This window comes from Leptospira inadai serovar Lyme str. 10 (assembly GCF_000243675.2).
GTDB classification, from domain to species: Bacteria; Spirochaetota; Leptospiria; order Leptospirales; family Leptospiraceae; genus Leptospira_B; species Leptospira_B inadai.
The window spans coordinates 1,015,619-1,035,771 of the sequence record NZ_AHMM02000015.1 but is presented as its reverse complement, the minus strand read 5'-3'; the positions used below and the strand labels follow the sequence as shown (position 1 = coordinate 1,035,771).

The 20,153-nt window shown below is 46.7% G+C and carries 7 protein-coding genes and 1 pseudogene; 1 reads left to right on the top strand and 7 read right to left on the bottom strand.

Features of this window, described 5'->3' with window-relative positions; all coding sequences use genetic code 11:
* From LEP1GSC047_RS22515 to LEP1GSC047_RS08395, 5 genes and pseudogenes are all read right to left on the bottom strand, one after another.
* On the bottom strand, positions 1-220 hold a 220-nt coding region (locus LEP1GSC047_RS22515; RefSeq protein WP_202901008.1), incomplete at its 3' end, for a transposase.
* Positions 183-1,055, bottom strand: a pseudogene (locus LEP1GSC047_RS22120) (IS256 family transposase). The pseudogene LEP1GSC047_RS22120 and the gene LEP1GSC047_RS22515, both read right to left, overlap by 38 nt.
* A gap of 201 nt (positions 1,056-1,256) precedes the next feature.
* A complete protein-coding gene (locus tag LEP1GSC047_RS08405) occupies positions 1,257-2,336 on the bottom strand; it encodes a hypothetical protein (RefSeq protein WP_020988334.1) in 1,080 nt (359 codons plus the stop codon).
* Positions 2,337-2,435: 99 nt separating this feature from the next.
* Complete coding sequence (locus LEP1GSC047_RS08400; RefSeq protein WP_020988332.1) at positions 2,436-3,872, bottom strand: hypothetical protein; 1,437 nt, start codon at positions 3,870-3,872, stop codon at positions 2,436-2,438.
* Positions 3,873-4,595: 723 nt separating this feature from the next.
* The gene (locus LEP1GSC047_RS08395) at positions 4,596-5,654 is read right to left on the bottom strand and encodes a M23 family metallopeptidase (protein WP_010420021.1); all 1,059 of its coding nucleotides are present in this window, start codon (positions 5,652-5,654) and stop codon (positions 4,596-4,598) included.
* A gap of 1,232 nt (positions 5,655-6,886) precedes the next feature.
* Between LEP1GSC047_RS08395 and LEP1GSC047_RS22510 the strand changes: the two genes are divergently transcribed.
* Entirely contained in the window at positions 6,887-6,964 is a 78-nt protein-coding gene (locus LEP1GSC047_RS22510) for a hypothetical protein (RefSeq protein ID WP_373364533.1), read from the top strand.
* A gap of 97 nt (positions 6,965-7,061) precedes the next feature.
* Here the strand turns inward: LEP1GSC047_RS22510 and LEP1GSC047_RS20830 are convergent, their stop codons facing one another.
* Together LEP1GSC047_RS20830 and LEP1GSC047_RS08385 are read right to left on the bottom strand one after the other, a co-directional pair.
* Positions 7,062-8,804, bottom strand: a complete 1,743-nt coding sequence (locus LEP1GSC047_RS20830; RefSeq protein WP_020988494.1) for a hypothetical protein — start codon at positions 8,802-8,804, stop codon at positions 7,062-7,064.
* Entirely contained in the window at positions 8,755-20,151 is an 11,397-nt protein-coding gene (locus LEP1GSC047_RS08385; protein WP_020988474.1) for a hypothetical protein, read from the bottom strand. Before LEP1GSC047_RS08385 ends, LEP1GSC047_RS20830 begins: the two co-directional genes overlap by 50 nt.
* Positions 20,152-20,153 lie beyond the last annotated feature (2 nt).

The window sequence follows — 20,153 nt, the reverse complement described above, 5'->3', positions numbered from 1 at the left end:
GTCTCTCTGATCTCTTGATGATCCGCTCTAAAGGATTATTCGTTCGTATCTTTCTCCAATGCTCGGAAGGAAAGTCCATATAGGCTAAAGTTTCCTCAATTCCATCAGAAACTACTTTAGCCGCTTCTTTTAATTTCATTTCCGTTAGTCGTTCTACGACGAATTTGGCTTTCTTCAAAGACTCATCTTTGTTCTCTTGAGCATGGATTGCTTTCAGCATTTGAGATATAACTTTGAAAAGAACCTCTTGGTGCTTTCCCGAATACATTCCTGTAGAAATGAACGATACATCTTTGCCACTTGGATTCAGGAAAGAAGTAAGGGATCGATTCCACTAAACCTAGACACTTATCAGAGATCATTAAATTCACTCCTTTGAGCCCTCTATCCTTCAGGTGCTTTAAGAAAGCTTGCCAACTTTCCTTGTCTTCTCTCGCTCCCTTCCATAGAGCCTAAAACCTCTCTGTAGCCCTTTCTGAATTGACTCCTATGGCTACCAGAATCGCTACGTTGCGGACTTCACCACCCCAGGATTTCTTGAGATAGAGGCCATCCAAGTAAACGTAAGGATATTCATCGGTAAGTTGACGGCTTCTCCATTCGTCGATCTGAACAAAGACTTTCTGATTTAATTTGCTAATCGTTGAAGGAGAAACTTTCGTTCCCCAGAGCGTCTCCGTGATATCCTCGACCCTCCGGACTGATACTCCGGCTAAATACATTTCCATAAGAGCTTCTTCTACAGAACTCTCTCGACGTTTGTATCTTTCGATGATCGCAGACTCGAACGGAATTGTTCTAAGTTTAGGAACTTTTAACTTTACTTTTCCGGCTTTTGTTTCGAAGTTTCTATTATAAGATCCGGCTCGGGTATCTACTCGATCTGGATTTCTTTCATACTTCGAGGCTTGGCAGAGTTTATCTGCCTCCTCATCTAAAAGAGCATTCAGCGTTTCTTCGACTGAACCTCTTACGAGTTCACTCAAGTCCTTCTTGAGTTGGGTCTCATCCACTTGGATTACTTTCAGGTGGCTTTTATCTTCTTCTGCCCTCATGGGGGGTTCTCCTCTTCTTGAAATTTGTTTGCTTACAATCTCAATCGGTTAGGAGAGCCTTTCTTTTTATCTATAAATGTGCGAAATATTTAGAACGTTATCGATAAGTATAATCTCCATGCTTATTTGTTTTAGCATCTGTACAAAAAATTACAAAAAATAATCCCGCAAAAAGCAACAAATCAAATCGATTCACTCTTCTCACCAATTCCTTACATAATATTGCAAAAATTCTTCTCGATAAGTGCCCATATAGCTATGCGTCTTCCAGTCCTTATTATTCGTATCTTGGAAGTTAGTCGTGATTGCCTTGTAATTATCAATACTCGTATCGTAATTTTTAGTCCCCCAAGTATTTCCGGTAACTAAGTCCTGCTTGTGCATAATGTCTGTCCATGATTTTACCTGAGCATTCAAAGCATTATTATTTGCTCCTCCCAAGGTAATTACGTCTGCTTTGATTATAGCAAACACTCCAGCATCCCTAATCCCATTTTCAATCGTACGTGCACCTGCGCTATGTCCAATAATGGCACCTCCAGTCGAAAATGCTCTGGCATCAATCAAGGCTGTAAGCGAGGATGAAATAATTCTATCATTCAAATTTGGTGATACGGCGTTACTTACCTGCCTATCTCGGAACAAATGAATTACTTCCCTGGTTTCGCCTCCTTCCTTTGCGTCCAGTATGTTTACATGCCTTGCGATCGACTGAAACATTTGAGCCGCGTCTACACCTGAATTCCCAATTCCATTCGTACTAACTACCGCATTAGTTATACCGTGCTCTTTTATATAATTGACAAGATCAGCTTTCTTGATTACTGTCAACTTCCCGTCTTGGTCCATTGTCATTCCATCACCATGTTCCAGTAACGTTCCATTTACGTACGTTCTCGCCTGGCCATTTATGGTTCGCTCAGATATCTCATTTACAATTCCATTCTTTAATTCTTGGACATACCCAACTATATTTTTCCCTTCCGCTCCGTAAGCAAGAGTCCACCCTGTTTCTCCCTTCGATGGATCATAGTTCTTAGGCATCGCTTCATCCAATCCAAATCCTTTCGGATTATCTTTGAATACCGGCATAATCCAGGAGTCATGCTCACCTTGCGATTCGCCATTCCAAAGGGAACTTACAAACTTAGAAGCAGTGTCCCAAACCTCTTTCGCAAAGTCCCCGACTCTCCCAGCCACATACCCGATCCCACCCAGGATATTATTCAACAGGTTATTCCTGGCAGACTCCGCAGCCTGTTCCCTCTCGGCTTCCGTCATAGGCGCCTTCTCAGGAACAAAATACGTAATAACTTCGTATAGCATACATTATACGAAGTTATACGATCCGTCATAGGCGCCTTCTCAGGAACAAATAACTCACATCATTATATACTCCCGAGTTCCCATAACCGAGAGTGCTAAACGCACCCAACGGATTCCCGAAGATGGAACCGTTGGACGTGACGTTAATTCCCCCACTGTACCCGTTTTCCGTATTATGTTTAAGAATGCGCCTCCGTAGTTGTTCGCTAAGGTTCCGGTGTATGTATCTCCTCCGAATTCGGAATGGTCGTAGGATAAGTTAACACCATTCTTAAATCCGTAGCCGATCTTTGCATTCCATCCGTTTCTCTGCGAGTATCCGACTCCGCCCTGAATTCCGGTTGTCTGTCCTGGTATCCCGTAGTTGATTCCCGCGCTGTAACCGTTCGCGTAGCTGTATCCGAAGTTCACCCCGAAGCCGGTGGACCTCATTGTGGAGGTAAGAGCTGCGCTTCCGAGTGCCGCCCCTGCTCCAACCACTCCTCCCTCGTAAGCTCCTCGAGCTGTCTTGTAAGCTACTAAACCGGTAAAACATCCCGGGGATGCTGGGTTCGGAATCGCCGTGCAAGCCGCCAAGCCTGTCGTAACGATCGCATCCGATACCTGATCGTTCTTATATAAGTAATTCGCGTTTCTTGAATATACCCTGTGTTCTTCGCTCATGTATTTTTCTCGGTTATCGGCGAGTTCTTCATACCCTGCTGCTATCGATCTATTCAAGTCGCTATGATCCGTCTTGAAAGTCCCGAAGTCTAACATCCCCATACTAACGACTTTCGTCTTGAAGGAAAGTTCGTTGATTAACATTCCTCCCGCTTCATTCACAAGATCTCCTAGAAACAAGTTAAAGTCCACCATTCCGGTGATCGAATATAGAGCACTCGATTTTGCCTTATTCAAATAATCTCCTGTTTCCTTCATTGCCTCATGAGTTCCATCCCAGTTTCCGCTAAAGCTTGCACCGATCCCTCTCACAATCGCCTGGCTAAAGCTCGCAATCGCCTGCACTCCATTCTGGATAAAATCTCCCAGTCCTCCGAGAATCGCTGTCGCCTGGCCGTAAAATCTTCCCATTCCGGATTTCTTTCTATCTCGGATCACATCTCCTTTTGCTTTTCGCTTATCAAATTCTTTCTTTAAGGTAAGAGTCGCATAAAACTGTTGGAACTGTTTCCATCCAAAATCTCCGTCGGTGACTTCGCCCACTAGCAAGCCGGCAGTCAGTGCACTCTCCGTGCAATCCTCTAGGCTCCTCCCGGCGCAGGCTAAACTCTGTCCGTTCGCAATTCCAGCCGCAAAGCTTTGTGCTGCCTGTCCTAACTCATCCGCTTGGAATAACCCGAGTTCCAATTCGTAATTCCGTTTCTTTTCTGGATTTAACGTTTTCTTAAAGTCACTCTGCAGTTTCGTCTTCGCCAGTCTCAGCATCATCGTGATTTCTTCTGGACTCGGCGCTTCGCTTGAATTGAGGAATTCGGACGGTTTTCCCATATCCCAACTCTTCCCGTTTGCATCTTTTACATGCTGAGGACAGAAGACAGAGGACGGAGGACTGACGGGGGAAGTCTCCCCCGCGCTACAGCCGCGTTACACGCGTCTTCCGCTACCCCCTCTCCGGGGAATCCTTTGCTCTAAACCCCCGGACCCAAGGTCTCTTTGCAACATTACCACTGGGAGAGTAAATTAAGACTTAAATGCAAAATACAAGAAAAGTTAACACATCCTTGTTGACTGAAGATGTTTTTTCGTTTTATTTCCGGAGAGACGCGCCTTAACTCAAAACAATTAAAACTCAGTTTCACGAAACACAAACATTCGCGATTGGTAAGTTGCCAATTCCGACGTATAGCCGGGATTATTTACATTATCTAATTGAAAAATATTATTTTTAACAAACTTTAAAGCAAATGTAACCTTTCCATTTTTTTCAAAGGTGCATCGACTTTCCGAGCATTTGCTGCGTAAATTTTTATATATGAATCGATCAGGGCCATTTTGAAAAATTATCTCCGTCCCTTCAGGATTAGTATGAATCCTTACCATTATATCAGGACGTAATCCTTGAGTAGACTTATACGAACTTTGCTCATTTTCTTCTAAGAGATACAATGGCCCATTCTGTAGTCGTTCTATGCTTATAGAATTCATTGAATTCCGTTCCTTGCAAAGTATTACAAAAAGAATTAAAAAAATACAAATTCCTTTTTTCATTTTCTATCTTCTCCAATCAAAAGTTCTAGGATCGTTAAATTCCCAAGTCTTCCTTTCTTCATTATAAGTCCTTACTTCAAAGTGCATGTGCGGGCCCGTTGAGTGCCCAGAATTTCCAGAAAAACTAATAACTTGTCCTTGTTTGACAATGTCTCCTACTTTTACTAAAATTGCAGAGTTGTGTCCATAATTTGTTCTAACACCATTTTCGTGCTCGATCATCACTTGCGCGCCGTAACCCTGGTCTATGCCATTTTTGTAAATTTCAATTACTATCACGACTTTTCCATCAGCGACTGCAGGGATAGGGGTTCCTGCTGGTATCGGCTGATCTAAACCAGTATGAAAATGCGTTTTTTCATTTCCGTCCTGATCGATAAAAGTTCGCATACCGTATCTTGATCCTTCAGCACCAACCGGCAACCTCGCCCCATTATTTAAAATAGTTACTGGCGCAGTTTCAAATCTGTTCTCAGTTAAGCTCGAACTTCCAAACAACCCATTCCACGCGCTATTGATCCCATTGGCTATGAAACCGAAGAATGAAGAAACTCGCTCCAGGAAAGATTTTTCTCTGCTGCCAACGACTTGAATGGCTGCTCCTTCCTGGTTCGTATACATAAAACCATCTTTATCATAACCACCTGGAACACCGTCTTTCGCCGCCCTAAGCGCTTTCACTTTGTTTTCAAGTTCCGATACATCATAGCCTAAAGATTTCAAGATTGATATCGTTGCATCCGTTTGATCTCGACTCTGCGTTTTCCACTCTTCCCAAAACGCTGCCTTATCCTGGGCTGACAATGTTTTGCTTTGTATTCCTTCCAACCAGCCGCTTACTATCTTTCCGTCAAACGCTATATCACTTCCATGGGCAAGGAACTCACCATCCTCCTCCCCGAACATCCCATCCCAAATCCCTTTCGCAAAGTCCCCGACTCTCCCAGCCACATACCCGATCCCGCCCAGGATATTATTCAGCAGGTTATTCCTGGCAGACTCCGCAGCCTTCTCCCTCTCGGCCTCCGACATAGGCGCATGCTCAGGAACAAAATAACTCACATCGTTATATACTCCCTGCTTCCCATAACCGAGAGTGCTAAACGCACCGAGCGGATTCCCGAAGATGGAACCGTTCGACGTGACGTTGATTCCCCCGCTGTATCCGTTTTCCGTATTATAGTTTAAGAATGCTCCTCCGTAGTTATTCGCTAACGTGCCGGTGTATGTATCTCCACCGAATTCAGAATGATCGTAGGATAAGTTAACACCATTCTTAAATCCGTAGCCGATCTTCGCATTCCATCCGTTTCTCTGCGAGTAGCCGACTCCGCCCTGGATTCCGGTTGTCTGTCCTGGTATCCCGTAGTTGATTCCTGCGCTGTATCCGTTTGCATGCAGAGGACAGAAGACAGAGGACAGACGCGTTCGCTTTGCTCACGCTAGACAGAAGCTGCTCGATGTTGGAAATGCTACACAGGACGGGGGACAAATCCACTCTTAGCATAAAAATCTTTCTATAGTACGTGGAAACTCCGCTTATCAATGTTCTGTCCTCAGTCCTCTGTCTTCTGTCCTCTGACGGGCAGCCCTCTTCACTTCGTTCAGGGTCACGCTACTCCGGGCTTCGCGTTCGCTCCGGTCTCAGCGCCTCCTTTGTTTTTATCTATCATTCTTCGATAATAACGCTGCGACTGCTTCGCACCCTGCGTATCGTTGCTGCGGGGGAGTAATTATTTTCGTTATATCTGTGTTTTCATCTGTTACTTTAGTTTTTGCGAGGCTCACGCGTGTCCGAAAATATATTGAGTAACGCGGTCGAATCATTTTACTTCTCTCATCTCTCCTGAAGGATAATCAATTTCTATATTAGCCGGTTCGTAGTAATTATTTTCAAAAGTATACGGTCTTAAGCCTATTTCTGGAATGATTTCAATTGAGATTTGATCTGGCATCCCGACAAAGCATGCAATCTTATTTACCGTTTCATTTGCAATCAGCAATCCGCCTGTATCTTTGAATATCCAAACTCCTTGCAATTTTATCAAATTATCCGAAAGTTCTAATTTCCCGACTTTCGCAATTTTAGTATCTTTGAAATCATATTTATTTTTTAGCATTTGCTGGATCGCAAAGGGGATTGTTTCACTCGCATACTGAATTAATTCTCCATTTTGTTTTATTTTATAGGCTGATTTCCCATTTGGATCATAGTTGTTTATCCAAACCCCAGACATAAATTCTAAGAGCTTTCTATTTTTAATGCTTTCCGCCAAACGGAAACATATGTGATCCTGGCCGAAAGGAATGCAGCCCTGTTCAGATTTTTTACTTTTTACTTCTGCCGCAGCTATTCTTGTACATTCCACTAATTTCGGTTTATCTTTAGCTTTGAAATTACCCTTTTCCGAACAGTATGGAAAGCAAAAACTAATAGTTATTGCTATCTGTATTAATTTACGAGACATGCTAAAATCCTCCATTTTGAATCAGCCCTGGTCTAAAGTCTGGGTTAATTTGCCAAAATGTTGTTCTATTATTCCAATAGTGATCCACGCTGTTTTGAGTTCGAGTAGACTCTTTCACTCCACTTCCTCCGGCACTCTCATAAATTGTTATGTTTACCCCATTTCTATCTTTGACAATGTAAGTATGATCGGAGTAATATCCGATATTGTTTTCTTGCTTCATAGTCATTCCGATAGATCCGGGAATTGGCATATTATTTGGAGTTGGAATAAATAATTGACTATTGTATCTCAAGTTTTGAACTCCTCCATATCCGATTGCTTCACCATATTGTGGCTTCTCATTCGCATTGCGATTTCTAATATCTTCCTGTGACATTGTATCCTTGCCGTATAACGCATAACCATGTTTCCCCGAAATATCCACGCTAACGCCAGCTGCAAATAGGACAGCGTTTACAAATGAAGAGCAATCGATAGATTTATATTTATTTGGACCGATTTGTGTATCACTAAAATTTAATTCTCCAAGCTCATTAATATTCCCCGGCCAACCAATAAATCCGTAATGCATTGAATCCAATGCCTGCCCGACATGAGTAGCGATCTTCGCCAAATACTGATTAAAAGCTTCCTGGCTATCGAACGCTAAGCTCTCAGAAACTTTTCTCAATTCGCTCACTATACGGTTCCTTTGCTCCGTATCCGTTTCGTTTCCGACCTTACCAAAATTTACTTTCTCCGAGATCAATTTGTCAACCTCTCCTCCCGGTTTTAAGTCGTCGGAGGATAACACTGTTCTATCAGATGGTCCTTCCGAATTAGGTGTGTTGCCATTCGTATTGGATGGTGAAGAATTACTTCGCTCGTTACTGGAAAATAGATTTTTAAAAGCCGCAAGCAAATTCCCCCCAAGCGGGAAACCATTCGGCGCTTCCATTCCAAATTTATTTCGTGATAAGTTATCTATTAGGGTTTTTAAATCAATAGAACCTAGGTTTTGAAGTAAGGCTTGGATTGATCCCGATGATTGATTAGAATTCGGATCGTTATTACTGTCCCCAAACAACTTGTCCCAAATCCCTTTCGCAAAGTCCCCAACTCTCCCAGCCACATACCCGATCCCACCCAGGATATTATTCAACAGGTTATTCCTCGCAGACTCCGCAGCCTGTTCCCTCTCGGCCTCCGTCATGGGCGCCTTCTCAGGAACAAAATAACCCACATCGTTATATACTCCCGAATTCCCATAACCGAGAGTGCTAAACGCACCCAACTGATTCCCAAAGATGGAACCGTTGGATGTGACGTTGATTCCCCCGCTATAGCCGTTTTCCGTATTATAGTTTAAGAATGCACCTCCGTAGTTGTTTGCTAACGTGCCGGTGTATGTATCTCCACCGAATTCAGAATGATCGTAGGATAGATTGGCTCCGTTCTTGAATCCGTAGCCGATCTTTGCGTTCCATCCGTTTCTTTGCGAATATCCGACTCCGCCTTGGATTCCGGTTGTCTGTCCTGGAATCCCATAGTTGATTCCTGCACTGTATCCATTTGCATAACTGTATCCGAAGTTCACTCCAAATCCGGTGGACCTCATTGTAGAGGTAAGAGCTGCACTTCCAAGTGCTGCTCCTGCTCCAACCACTCCTCCCTCGTAAGCTCCCCGAGCTGTCTTGTAAGCTACTAAACCACTAAAACATCCTGGGGATGCAGGGTTTGGAATTGCCGTGCAAGCCGCCAAGCCTGTCGTAACGATCGCATCCGATTACCTGGTCGTTCTTATATAAGTAATTCGCGTTTCTTGAATATACTCTGTGTTCTTCGCTCATGTATTTTTCTCGGCTCTTATCGAGTTCTCCATACCCTGCTGCTATCGATTTGTTCAAGTCGCTATGATCCGTCTTGAAAGTCCCGAAGTCTAACATCCCCATACTAACGACTTTCGTCTTGAAGGAAAGTTCATTGATTAACATTCCTCCCGCCTCGTTCACAAGATCTCCTAGAAACAAGTTAAAGTCCACCATTCCGGTGATCGAATATAGAGCACTCGATTTTGCCTTATTCAAATAATCCCGTGTCTCCTTCATTGCTTCGTGAGTTCCCTCCCAGTTTCCGCTGAAGGTTGCGCCGATCCCTCTCACGATCGCCTGGCTAAAGCTCGTGACTGCCTGCACTCCATTCTGGATAAAATCACCTAACCCGCCGAGAATCGCTGTCGCCTGGCCATAGAATCTTCCCATTCCGGATTTCTTTCTATCTCGGATCACATCTCCTTTTGCTTTTCGCTTATCAAATTCTTTCTTCAATGTAAGAGTCGCATAAAACTGTTGGAACTGCTTCCATCCAAAATCTCCGTCGGTGACTTCGCCCACTAGCAAGCCGGCAGTCAGTGCACTCTCCGTGCAATCCTCTAGGCTCCTCCCGGCGCAGGCTAAACTCTGTCCGTTCGCAATTCCAGCCGCAAAGCTTTGTGCTGCCTGTCCCAGTTCATCTGCTTGGAATAACCCGAGTTCCAATTCGTAATTCCGTTTCTTTTCTGGATTTAACGTTTTCTTAAAGTCACTCTGCAGTTTCGTCTTCGCCAGTCTCAGCATCATCGTGATTTCTTCTGGACTCGGCGCTTCGCTTGAATTGAGGAATTCGGATGGTTTCCCCATGTCCCAACTCTTCCCGCTTGCATCTTTTACATCCGGGAATACTTTCGGTGTCGTATAATGATAATAGATAAACGTAGGAAGGGCTTGGATCTCTTCTTGGCCGGCTGCATTCTTGATCTGTCTCACATAGCCGGAACCCATCCTCGCAAAGGCTCCGTTCATCGCGATCGAATCCATCTGTTTCTCCACTCCTTCGTTCTGGGCCTGCACTGCCTTACCGAACGCTTCGGGTAATCCTAACAAGGATTCGAAAGCTTGTAGGATCACCAAGTTCTGGGATAGCTTATCCGTTTCTTTCATTAGAGCTTTAAATTTATCGAATACTCCAGAGTCGTTGAAATTGTATTGTTTGACCGCGTTTAGGAAAAAATTCGTGTCTATGGATTTGGCCCTATCGATGAGTCCACTCGCAAACCCTCCGGGCTTCTTCTCCAAGACCGCCTGCAAAATAGAATTCACGTTGGCGTTCAAGGAAATCCCCTCGGGTAGGCTACTCTTCAAACCATCCACGAGTCCGGAAATCGAATTATAAAGTTCGGATATCGCAGCCTCATCCGCCAACTGGCTACTCATCCGTAAAAAATTCTCCGTCCACTTTTCCTTCTCTTCCAGCGCCGATTCGATTCTTGAGAGAAAGACTCCTTGGTTTGTTTTGTGGATTTCGTTCCATTCCTTTCTCCAAGATTCCAAATGGGAGCGGAACTCCAACGTCATATTGTCCCAACGCTTGTCTCCGGTTTGCTTCAAATACTTGAGATTCTCCACCCACTCCGCCTTGCTATCGTAAAACTGAGTCTCTTTCAAACTCCAGAGAGACCGTTGCTCTAGGGCTCTTTGTTCCAGTTCCGCCTGGAATAAGTTGGAAACCACTCCGCTCTGTCCCATATAATCGGAAATTAGTTGTTTATAAATTTCTGTTTCTATGTTTTTGGCGATTGACTCTCCGTTTGCCGTTTTACTGATCTTCTTCATGAGATCATACAAGAACTGCTCTCGATCATCCCAGACGACCTGCTTGTCCACTTTCACCATCGTTCCGTCGGAAGCTTTCTGAACTACGCTCTCCGCTTTCAAATAGTATGCGTCCCTCGCAACCGAATACTGAGTCCTGGCAAGAACCGACAGAGCGTCCACGAACTCGTCCGCGGAAAGCATCAAGGAAGTCTTCCTGCCGTATACGTCCAAACCTTCCGCGGCACTCGTCATTAAACCCGCAGTGACCGAATCCTTTCGTACGAAATTACCGAACTCGTCATGGATCGCTTTTTGTTGCGCGAGCCTAAGACCGTTCGAACCCACGAGATCGTTAAAGCTCATTACGCTTGCAGCCGGGTCCTCGCTCGGTTTCCAGACCAATTGATTCAATTTACCGGAACCGAGCACAAGACGATCCAGTTCGGAGGAATCCATTCCGAACTCTAGGAGCACACTCTTCAGTTTTTCGATCGTATCGATATCCGTCAGATGTTGGAGTTCCGCGTACTTGCTCTTGAGAGAAGCCGCCTTGGATGTAAGATCCGCCACGTTCCCCTTCAAGGAGGAATAGGAATTATTATACGAATTGACCGTATTCAGATAGGCCCAACCGGCGGGACAGGTCCAGCAGATCGCGCTTAGCATATTGGCTGCGAATAAATTCGTACCGATATAAAAACCTAAGCCCTCGTCGTACCTCTGCTGGTATTCGATTCCGCTTCCGCTAGAAGTCCTGAGATCGTACGGATTCCAGGCCCAGATCGCCGCCGAGTTCGCGGCGATAAAAACGTTCTCAGCCGGAGTCGGACCACTTGCAGGACGAAGGATCCTTCCCCAGGTTTGTAGGAAGTCCCCCACGTCGTACGAAGAAAGACCGATCGCATGCATAGCGGGGGAATACCCCGGGTTATAAGCGGTGACGATATCCGCGACCCCGAGTCTACCGGTAACCAGACCGTCCAAAATCCGATCCTTATCTCTTTGCCAGCTCTCGGTTTTCACATAGGCCGCTCCTCCAAAATCCAAGGAGCCGCTCAAGGAGGAGATCATTCCCATACCTCCCCAGTCCGCGACCTGAATGCTCCAGACCCGGTCCATGGCCTGATCCACGAGACTCTCCTTTTTTGCAATCTCCGTTTGCAAAAGGGAAATCCTGGTCCGAATCTTGGATTCCACCTCCCCGAACTGAACGGCCAAACTAGCCCAGCGAGTAACCTCCGCTTTTTCCGAAACGGTCTCGGATGCAAGCTGCTCTTTGGTTACTTGGGAATCCACCCTCGCTTGCAAGATACGGACCTCTTCCCGCTTGTCGGAATAAGCCTTAACCGCGGATTCTTTTCTAGATTTCGCGAGACGGATCGGAGTGTCGATCAGACCGGCGGGAACGGAATCTAGATCGGAAGTCTCGGCACCGCCAAAAGCATCCCCGGAATACACGACATGTTTAGAATATTCTAAAAGATTAAAATAGTCGAATAAGGCCGCCTTTTTATCGAAGTCGGCCTGCTTGGACAGCATGAGAGAGTATGCGTCGGAAACGGACTTCTCCTGGTTTTGATAAGCGACCTGGAGGGAATTCACTAGATTCGAGGCGTTCTCGTATTCTTTCTTCAGACCTAAACCGGTACCATCCCCCTCCAGGGCTTGGTTGGCGCTTAAAAAACCCTGATAAGCGACATTCAAATTCGCGACGGCGTCGGTTCCGTTTTGGACGAGCCCGCGCAGGACCAAATACGTATCCCCCGCCGAAGTGATCGTGCTTTTCAAGGACGCCAATACTCCGGACTGTCTCCCGACTTCTTTTGCATACCGATCGTACTCCACGGAACCCGCAGAAACCACGTTCACACTCTGGTTCATGCGGGACCGGATTTCAACGAGCCTGTCCTCGAAGGCAAACTTCCCGTCCTGGTTTTTGGAATGCACCTCGTCGGAAACCGCATACGAACTATTCACGAATTTGGCGAGGGAACGAATCCCGGGATTCAGGTCCGCCACCGTTTGAATGGGGTCCGCAGGCAGTGCATCCGCAAGTTTCGTTTGGTCGAAAATAAAACTCTTTTGGGTCTCGAGCAAATGAAAGAGACCGCCTAATTTCCCTTCGGCGTCTTTTTCCAATTCCCGGAGTCTCGCTTCTATCCTAGCCTCGTCTCGAACATCGGGATCACCTTGGTAGGGAATCGTAAGATACGATTCGTAAGAGCGAATCTGTAAAATGCCTCGTTTAAAATCGTTTACGAACTTCTCCTTTCTAGTAAGTGCATCCAGACCGACACTGGCCTTCGTCAATCTCTTGGACTCCTCCTTTAAGTCCTTTAGAAAAGATTGATATTCTTCCCCGTAGGAAACGTTTCTAAGATAGGATTCCTGCGCGAGAATGCCGAGCGGACTGTAAAGGGAAAGACCGAAAGGATCCGCGGCCCCGGACAATAAAAGTTTAAAATTCGTTTTCTCCTGATCGGTAAGTGCAGCCAATCCCTTGGACTCGAAATAAGAATCCATAACCGAAAAATAGCCGTGAGCGGAAGCCCTCGGATCCAAGCCGGACGAACCCGTTGTTGATTTCGGATCTTCCAAGGATTCCCCGTAATAATGGGAGAGTAAAAATTCGATCCTCGCCATTTCCTGCACCGCCCCCTCGGAGGAAGAATACTTCTGATCCAAAATCCAAGCCGACAAACTAGCCTGGTCGGTCACCGAAAGTTCCGACGGAGAGGAGCTCCCACCTTCTACACCGGAGCCGCGGGAATAAAAAGCCATCTTCGCCTCCAAATCCTGCAAGGACTGGGAAGACAAATAATAGGAGGGATTTCGGGAAGAATAATTGGACAAATACTCTTCCGTCAGACTGATAATCCGAGCCTGGCGCTCAAGATCGGGTACGAGCCTACCGTCGGAATCCTTCTTATGCACCGGGCCCAGTTTCAACAAAAAGTCGGACATCGCCCGCCTTCTGGAATTCGCGTCCAAAGGATCGTATTTGGAAACGAGTTTCTTTTGAGTCGCGGGAGTTCCACCATTCGCGGGACTTCCTCCGCTCGTTGGAGTTCCACCATTCGCGGGACTTCCTGCTAGGTCTGTAGGAGTTCCCACAGGGACCTCCCTCTCCTCCCGGGAATTTTTTAGGAAGAACTCGAAAGACGCAAGAAGAGCGTAATCCTTCAATTCCACAGGAAGATCCCTGTCCGGCAAAATTCCTCCGTTGTGGATCGTTTCCGAAACCTTGGCATACGAGGAAACGAGAGCAAACTCCCGTAAAGAACTCCTTAGTTCCGGATCGTTCTCCCTGATAAACGAATCCAAATCGGCGATGATCCCCGCGTTAGCGATCCTCGCCTTCTTATCGAAGGGTTCCAGATAGGATTTGATTTCCTGAATCTGGTCTTCGCGTAACGATTGACCCAAAAACTTGGAGTCTATTTTGATCGTTCCACCGCTTTGGGAAAACGCGTAGTAACTCCCTCGTTTCAGTTCGATGAGAAAGTCCTCTAGAACCGGATTCCCCACTCTGTCGGTAAGATACGAAGAAACCAAATTCCTCTTGTAGGACTCCCAAGCGAATTCCCGCAAGTCTCCCAGCTTTTGGCGTACGCCTTCGGAAAGCAGAATCTCCGAATCCCCTAAAATACTCCGGTAAGACTCGAATGCCTCATTCCAGCGATTCCCCAAAATTCCGCCGGGACCTCCGTAGGTATCCTGAAAATACTTCGAGTCCTTCGATTTGGATTGAATCGAATCATATTTTTCTAAAATAGATTGGATTCTGCCTAAACTCGCATACGGAGGCAGACCGGAACGATCCAAGGCGCCCGCCAAGGCGGAAAGTTCCGAGACGAGAGAGCGGACCTCCTCCACGGTTTTCTTGGCCTCGTCCGCCCCAGTCTTACTCGCGTTAGACGCATCGAAACTCACATTCAATCTGGATTGAAGATACTTTAAGTTCTCCATCTCGTCGGTATACGCCCCTGCCGAATTCACTACATCGGTAAGCGCAGGATTGAACTCCACCCCGCCCAAAGACTTGTCCAATAGAAACTCTTTGATCCTAGCGACGATCGAAATCAAAGCCTCCTGGCCGATCCGATTCGGACCGGAACCTTCTCCGTAATAAACGATCCTGTACTGCAAGGCGGAAATCCGATCCTCTAAAGACTCGACCGGAGCCTTCCTGGATTCCAAGGAAGACAACCAAAGATTCTGCTTTGCCTTTACCAGATTCGCCGCGCCTTGCAGGCCGGCGTTCTTGGTGGAAAGAAGAAACGGAGTAAAGTAAATCCCGTTTTCTCCCGCAGAAGAATACTGGGAATTCTCCCAAAACTGCCTAGTATCCAAAAGAGCCAGTTGCTGGATGAGCTCGGAACGATTCCCGGAAATTTTAAGAAAGGAACCGGGATCTGAAAGTAGGAGGTCCCTCCAATCGGCAGGAAGGCTCGCAATCCCGGAACCTAAACCGGGCCCCGGCAATACGGCATTCCCGGAACCGAGTAGATATTCCGGAACAAAAAGCTGGGTCGAGTTCAAACCCAACCTAGCCTTCGCCTGCCGTAACAAATACGATTCTTCGGCCCGGAATTCCGCAAACTTGGTTTGGGTATCGTTGAAGAGAGTTAGAGATTCCGAATGGAGTTTCAAAACCCGACTCGCAAGTTCGTTTAGATCCCTGGACAAACGCAGATACTCGGGTTCCTCCCCGAACGAATTCGGATGAGCTTCTCGAAAACCCTTCCATTCGGAAAGTTTCGAACGATACTCGCCTAACCTAGATTCCAGATCGGTCTTCTTCTGCGACCAGGAAGAGAGCAAACCGTCCAAGGCCTCTTTCTTTAAAACCAGCGCGGATTTTTCTCCGCCTGCGGGAAGATTCGGGTCCAAATTCGAAAGAGTGCGCTCGTACCCGACCACTCGTAAGGCACCGGAATTATACCCCGCTTCCCAAGGTAATTTACCGTTCGAATCGAAATACGTCGGAACCCAAAGAGGAGAACCCGGCAAATTCCCGTCCCTGTCGGGAGCGGCATCCTGCTTAGGACGGTTCGAATCCTCCATTTGAAAGAGGGCACTTAAGTATAAAACGGAAGAATTCGCGTACTCGTGCATCCAAACCTTGGAAGGATGCTCGAAGAAGGAAAGAAAAGAATCGAAATTCGCGGAAACTTCGCCGAAGCCTTTCGCAAGATCGGTATCATAGCTCTCGAACCTGGAAACGGAAGCCGAAATTTCCGATTTCCAACTCGAAAGGTCGGTTCGAATCGAATCTACATTCAGATTTCCGAATATATTCTTAAGCACTTCCGGAGAGGAGAGAAGTTTTTCCAATTTCTCTTCCGGACCGCCAAGGCCCGAGAGAAAATTCAAAAACTCAGTTCTCTTCTCCTTGATTTTAGAGGAATCATACAGATCGGGACCCGCTGCCTGCTTTACGGAATCCTTATAAAAGTCTTGGGACGTATAAGAGCCGATCTGGGCGGCCTGGATCAATTCACGGAATAAACCGTTCGCCTGCTCTTCCTGCTCTTTAAAATAATCGTCCCTTAGTCCGCTCAAGATCGCTCCGGATTTGACTCCTTCCCCGAAATTGCGCATCGCATTGCTTAAATTCAGATAACCGGAGATGGACTGTATGGATTGCTGACCGAATTGAAACGTGCTGCCAAAGCTATAGAATTCGGAAACTTTTCTTCTATCATTTTCGTTATCCGACATCCTGAGCGTCGTTCGATCCGCCTCGGATAAGAATCCGTTTTCCCCCAGGTAAAATGCGAGAGTCAGACCCGAACGAGTCCTGCTCTTTGCCAGGCTTTCCGAAAGTTTTGCGAATTTCTCGTCGTCTCCCAAACTATCGCTCAGGGAAGGATACGAATTTTTGATCGTGGATAAGACCGTTTGGATCGCCCGGATTTCCCGGATCGAATCCGCAGATCCATTCCAAGAAAAAAGGGCTGCATCCAACCGGGAAGAAAGCTTTAAATAAACTGCATCTAGTCTCCTCTCGCCGGAGGACCTGCCTTCCAGTTCCTCCACTAGAATCGTATACAGTAAATCCACGGTTTCCTTGTCCAATTTAGCCGCTTCCGTTTTAGCGAGCAAATCCACGGAGCCCAAAGTCTCCTGCAGAGATTGGATCGAAGCGCCTTCGTCCGTTAAAAAGCCCAGTTGCGCTTTTTGAGCGGTCACCGAAAATCTCTGCTCTTCCACAAGACTCGTAAATAGACTCGAAAGACTCAAAAGAATTCCAGTCTTCTCCTCGATCGCCCCGCGAACTCCGCTGAATGCCGCCGCATACGAGGACAATGCCTCGCCGAAACCGGCAAATTTGGTCCCTATGGAACGGTTGAGAGCCGTTAGATCGTCCTCGATTTCCTTGCCCGATCCGTCCTTCTTGGAAAAGAATCCGCGCAACAAATTGAATTGGTTCTTTAGATCTTTTCGAGTATTCAGATCCAAAAGGGAAACATCCACAAGACTCGTGGCTCTTGTTAAGCGATCCAAGGATTCGTAACGCAGGTGATTAGCCCGGGCCGATACATCCTCCCAGTACGATTCCAATTTCGAACCCGCCTGGCCGTACAGGCCGAAGGCCTCCGTCAATTTCTGAATTTGAATCTGGTGTTCCGGACTCGTTTCGGAATTCGGATGCTCGGATGCATACGCCCTGTACTCGGCCAAAGCGGAATCGAAACTCGTTTTTGCTTTCGTAAACTCCCCTACGGAATCGTTCCATTTGCCTAGAGCGGAAGAATACGCGTTCTTGTAGACGAGAAAAGAATCCAACTGTAAATAAGATTTATCTAAACCCTTTTCTCCCAAAGCATCCAAGGTAGAATAAACGGAATCCAATTCTCCTAAATGGAGAACGTACTGGTCTTTCTGAAGGTTCGTGAATTGGGAAAGAAGCTCGGACGACTTGGATTGCAAGGGAGAAAAGCTATCTCCATACCGTTCGATGGCCGCCTGTAAAAACGGCTTTTGGACGGGATTAAAACCTTCCTTCGCGACATTCACCGTCCGAAAATAGGAATCCTTGAGAGAGGATAGTCTCTTTCGAATCTCCTGAGCCCCCGAGTTTCCATAGACGGTCACAAGCGTCTTATCGCTCGGGTCCAGTAGGAGGTCCACCTTCTGTAAAAGAGACTTATCCGGATCGGCAAGAACTCCCTCCAATAGGGAAAGGTTCGTCTTGGACGCCTCGAAGGATTGAATTCGATTCCAAAGATCGTTAAAGAAGGATTGGGATCGAAGCGCGTTTCCCCTCTCATAGTTTTTGGAAAAATAAACCTGCTCGTTTTGTTTTAACTTCTCTCTCGCTTCGGAAATCTGCAAATCCGATTGTAGAATTTCATACCGGATTCCTCGATTCTCGTTTTGTCCCGGATAATTCAAGGAGTCTAGAGAGGCCACGCTTCCGATTTCTCCTAATAGATCATCCGCGTTAGTACCCGGATTCGCGGACAGATTCACGAGCAAAATCTGGAGCTGTTTTGCCTGTTCGTATTTCAGTTTCGCGTTATCCAAATCCGATTGGGCCAGTTGCAATCGCTTGCGAACTTCCTCGGCCTTCTTTTTGGCGTCCTCCAATGCGGAGGATTCGTTCAGAGACTTCAATAAGGCGAGATATTTATCTTTTTCCGTTAGATACGCGGCCTCGGCAGCTTTCTTCTCTTCCTCCAAGGCGACTCCGTCCGCCGTGGAGGCATGGTTCAAAGCGAAGGAATACACGTCCTCCGCACGCTGCTTCTTCCTCTCCAGTTCCGCCAACTCGGCCTGCGCGATTTTTAAATCGAATTCTGCCACCGAATAAACGTAAGGATCCGAGCCTCCTTGCCGGTCCAGTAACCCGGGGCCGGTTCCGGTTCCACGAATATCCTCATTATGGATCTTATCCTGGACCTCGGAGACGTACTTTCGAAAATTCGTCTGCAAGGCCACCCACTGGGCCCTCTGGGATTTCAAGGCCAAAACATAATCGCTGGTTCCGTTTCCCTTGAATGTCTCGCTCTCGATCTGCTCTTCTAACCAACTGATATTCCCCACTATGGTTTTGATCGTATCCGAGCTAGAAAAGAGAACATTCTCCATGCCGGAAAGATGTCCCAAAAACTGTTCCTGGCTGATACCGATATACCGATTCAATTCCTCCGTAGCGGCCTGTTTGTTTTTTTGAAGTTCGGCTTCCGATGCGTCCCAAAGTTTCAGTCCTTGCTCGATCTGCTTCGAAATCGTATCGGTCCAGAGATTCCTTTGTTCCACGATATAACTGTAGGCCCGGCTCCACTGCTCCTCCGCTCTCACCCGGGACGCATCTGCACCCCGATCATACTGGAGTTTTTTTACGATCAGGTCCTGGATCGCTTGCTCCCAGAGCGCCTGCCCGTTCTGCAAAGCCGTCAAAATTTTTGCCTGAGGATCCGAACTAGAAATCTGATCGAATAGAATCGGAATCTCCAAAGGGTTCTTTAAGGAATCCAAGAGTTCTCCCGTGATCGGATGGATCCGGTCTCTCGTTCTCTCGATCAAAAGGTTTGCCAGTTCCCTAGGATCTCCGGAACGCGCGATCGAAAGATCGATATCCCGATTCAGAGTTCGAATCATGTTTTGACGAGCAGTCAATACGATCGATGTTTCCTGCAAACTAAACAGGTTTTCATAATATTTCCGAACCTTTTCCAGCTCCGCTTCGAAGGAGGCTTTTTCGGTATCGCTCAACGTCGGAACGCTAGAGCGAATCCGATCCCCGATCTGCACAAGATCCTTCTCCCAAAAATCCGAGCGAATCTTTGCGATGTCCGCGTTAACCACGGAATCCCAGGCGTTTAATTTACTCGCCGCATCACCCGTTTCCTGATTCTTCGCAAGTTCGGCCCGTTCTACGAGTCGCTTGAGTTCGTTTGCGATCCGATCTTTTTTGCTAGAGTCAAACTGGTCGATATACTGTTTGGATTCGACCGTCGCCCTCCAAACTCCTCGTTTGGACTCGATCTCTTGGTTGAGATCTTCCTGCCACCCAGCCTTTACGGTTCGCTTGCGTTCATCCAATTCGGCCGACTTCGCGTCCCTCTCCCGGCTACCTGTAGAGAGTTTTTTCAATTCCGCTTCGATTTCTACACTCGCGTTCGCCTCCCACTCCAGACTTAAAATGCGTTTCCCGCTTTCCACGACCGCCTGCCAGGTAGATTCGTCCTTCGCTCTCTTTGCGGCATCATAGTACGTATCCAGTCTTCCTTGAGGCTTGTTTCTTTCCTTAAAAGTGGCTCCGAACGGGTCCGCACTCAGACCGAGCCAACTAGGAAGAAGAAAAAATTCATACAGAAAAATAAAGAGTAAGGCAAGTGCCGTTTTGTGGAAAGAATGGGGAAGAAAAAGAAACCCGTGTGCGCAAGTTCGGAACTCCCAGGAGTCCGAAACCGATCGGATCCATCTAAATTGCCGGAATAAAGAAAAAATCGTTCGCGCGTCCATAC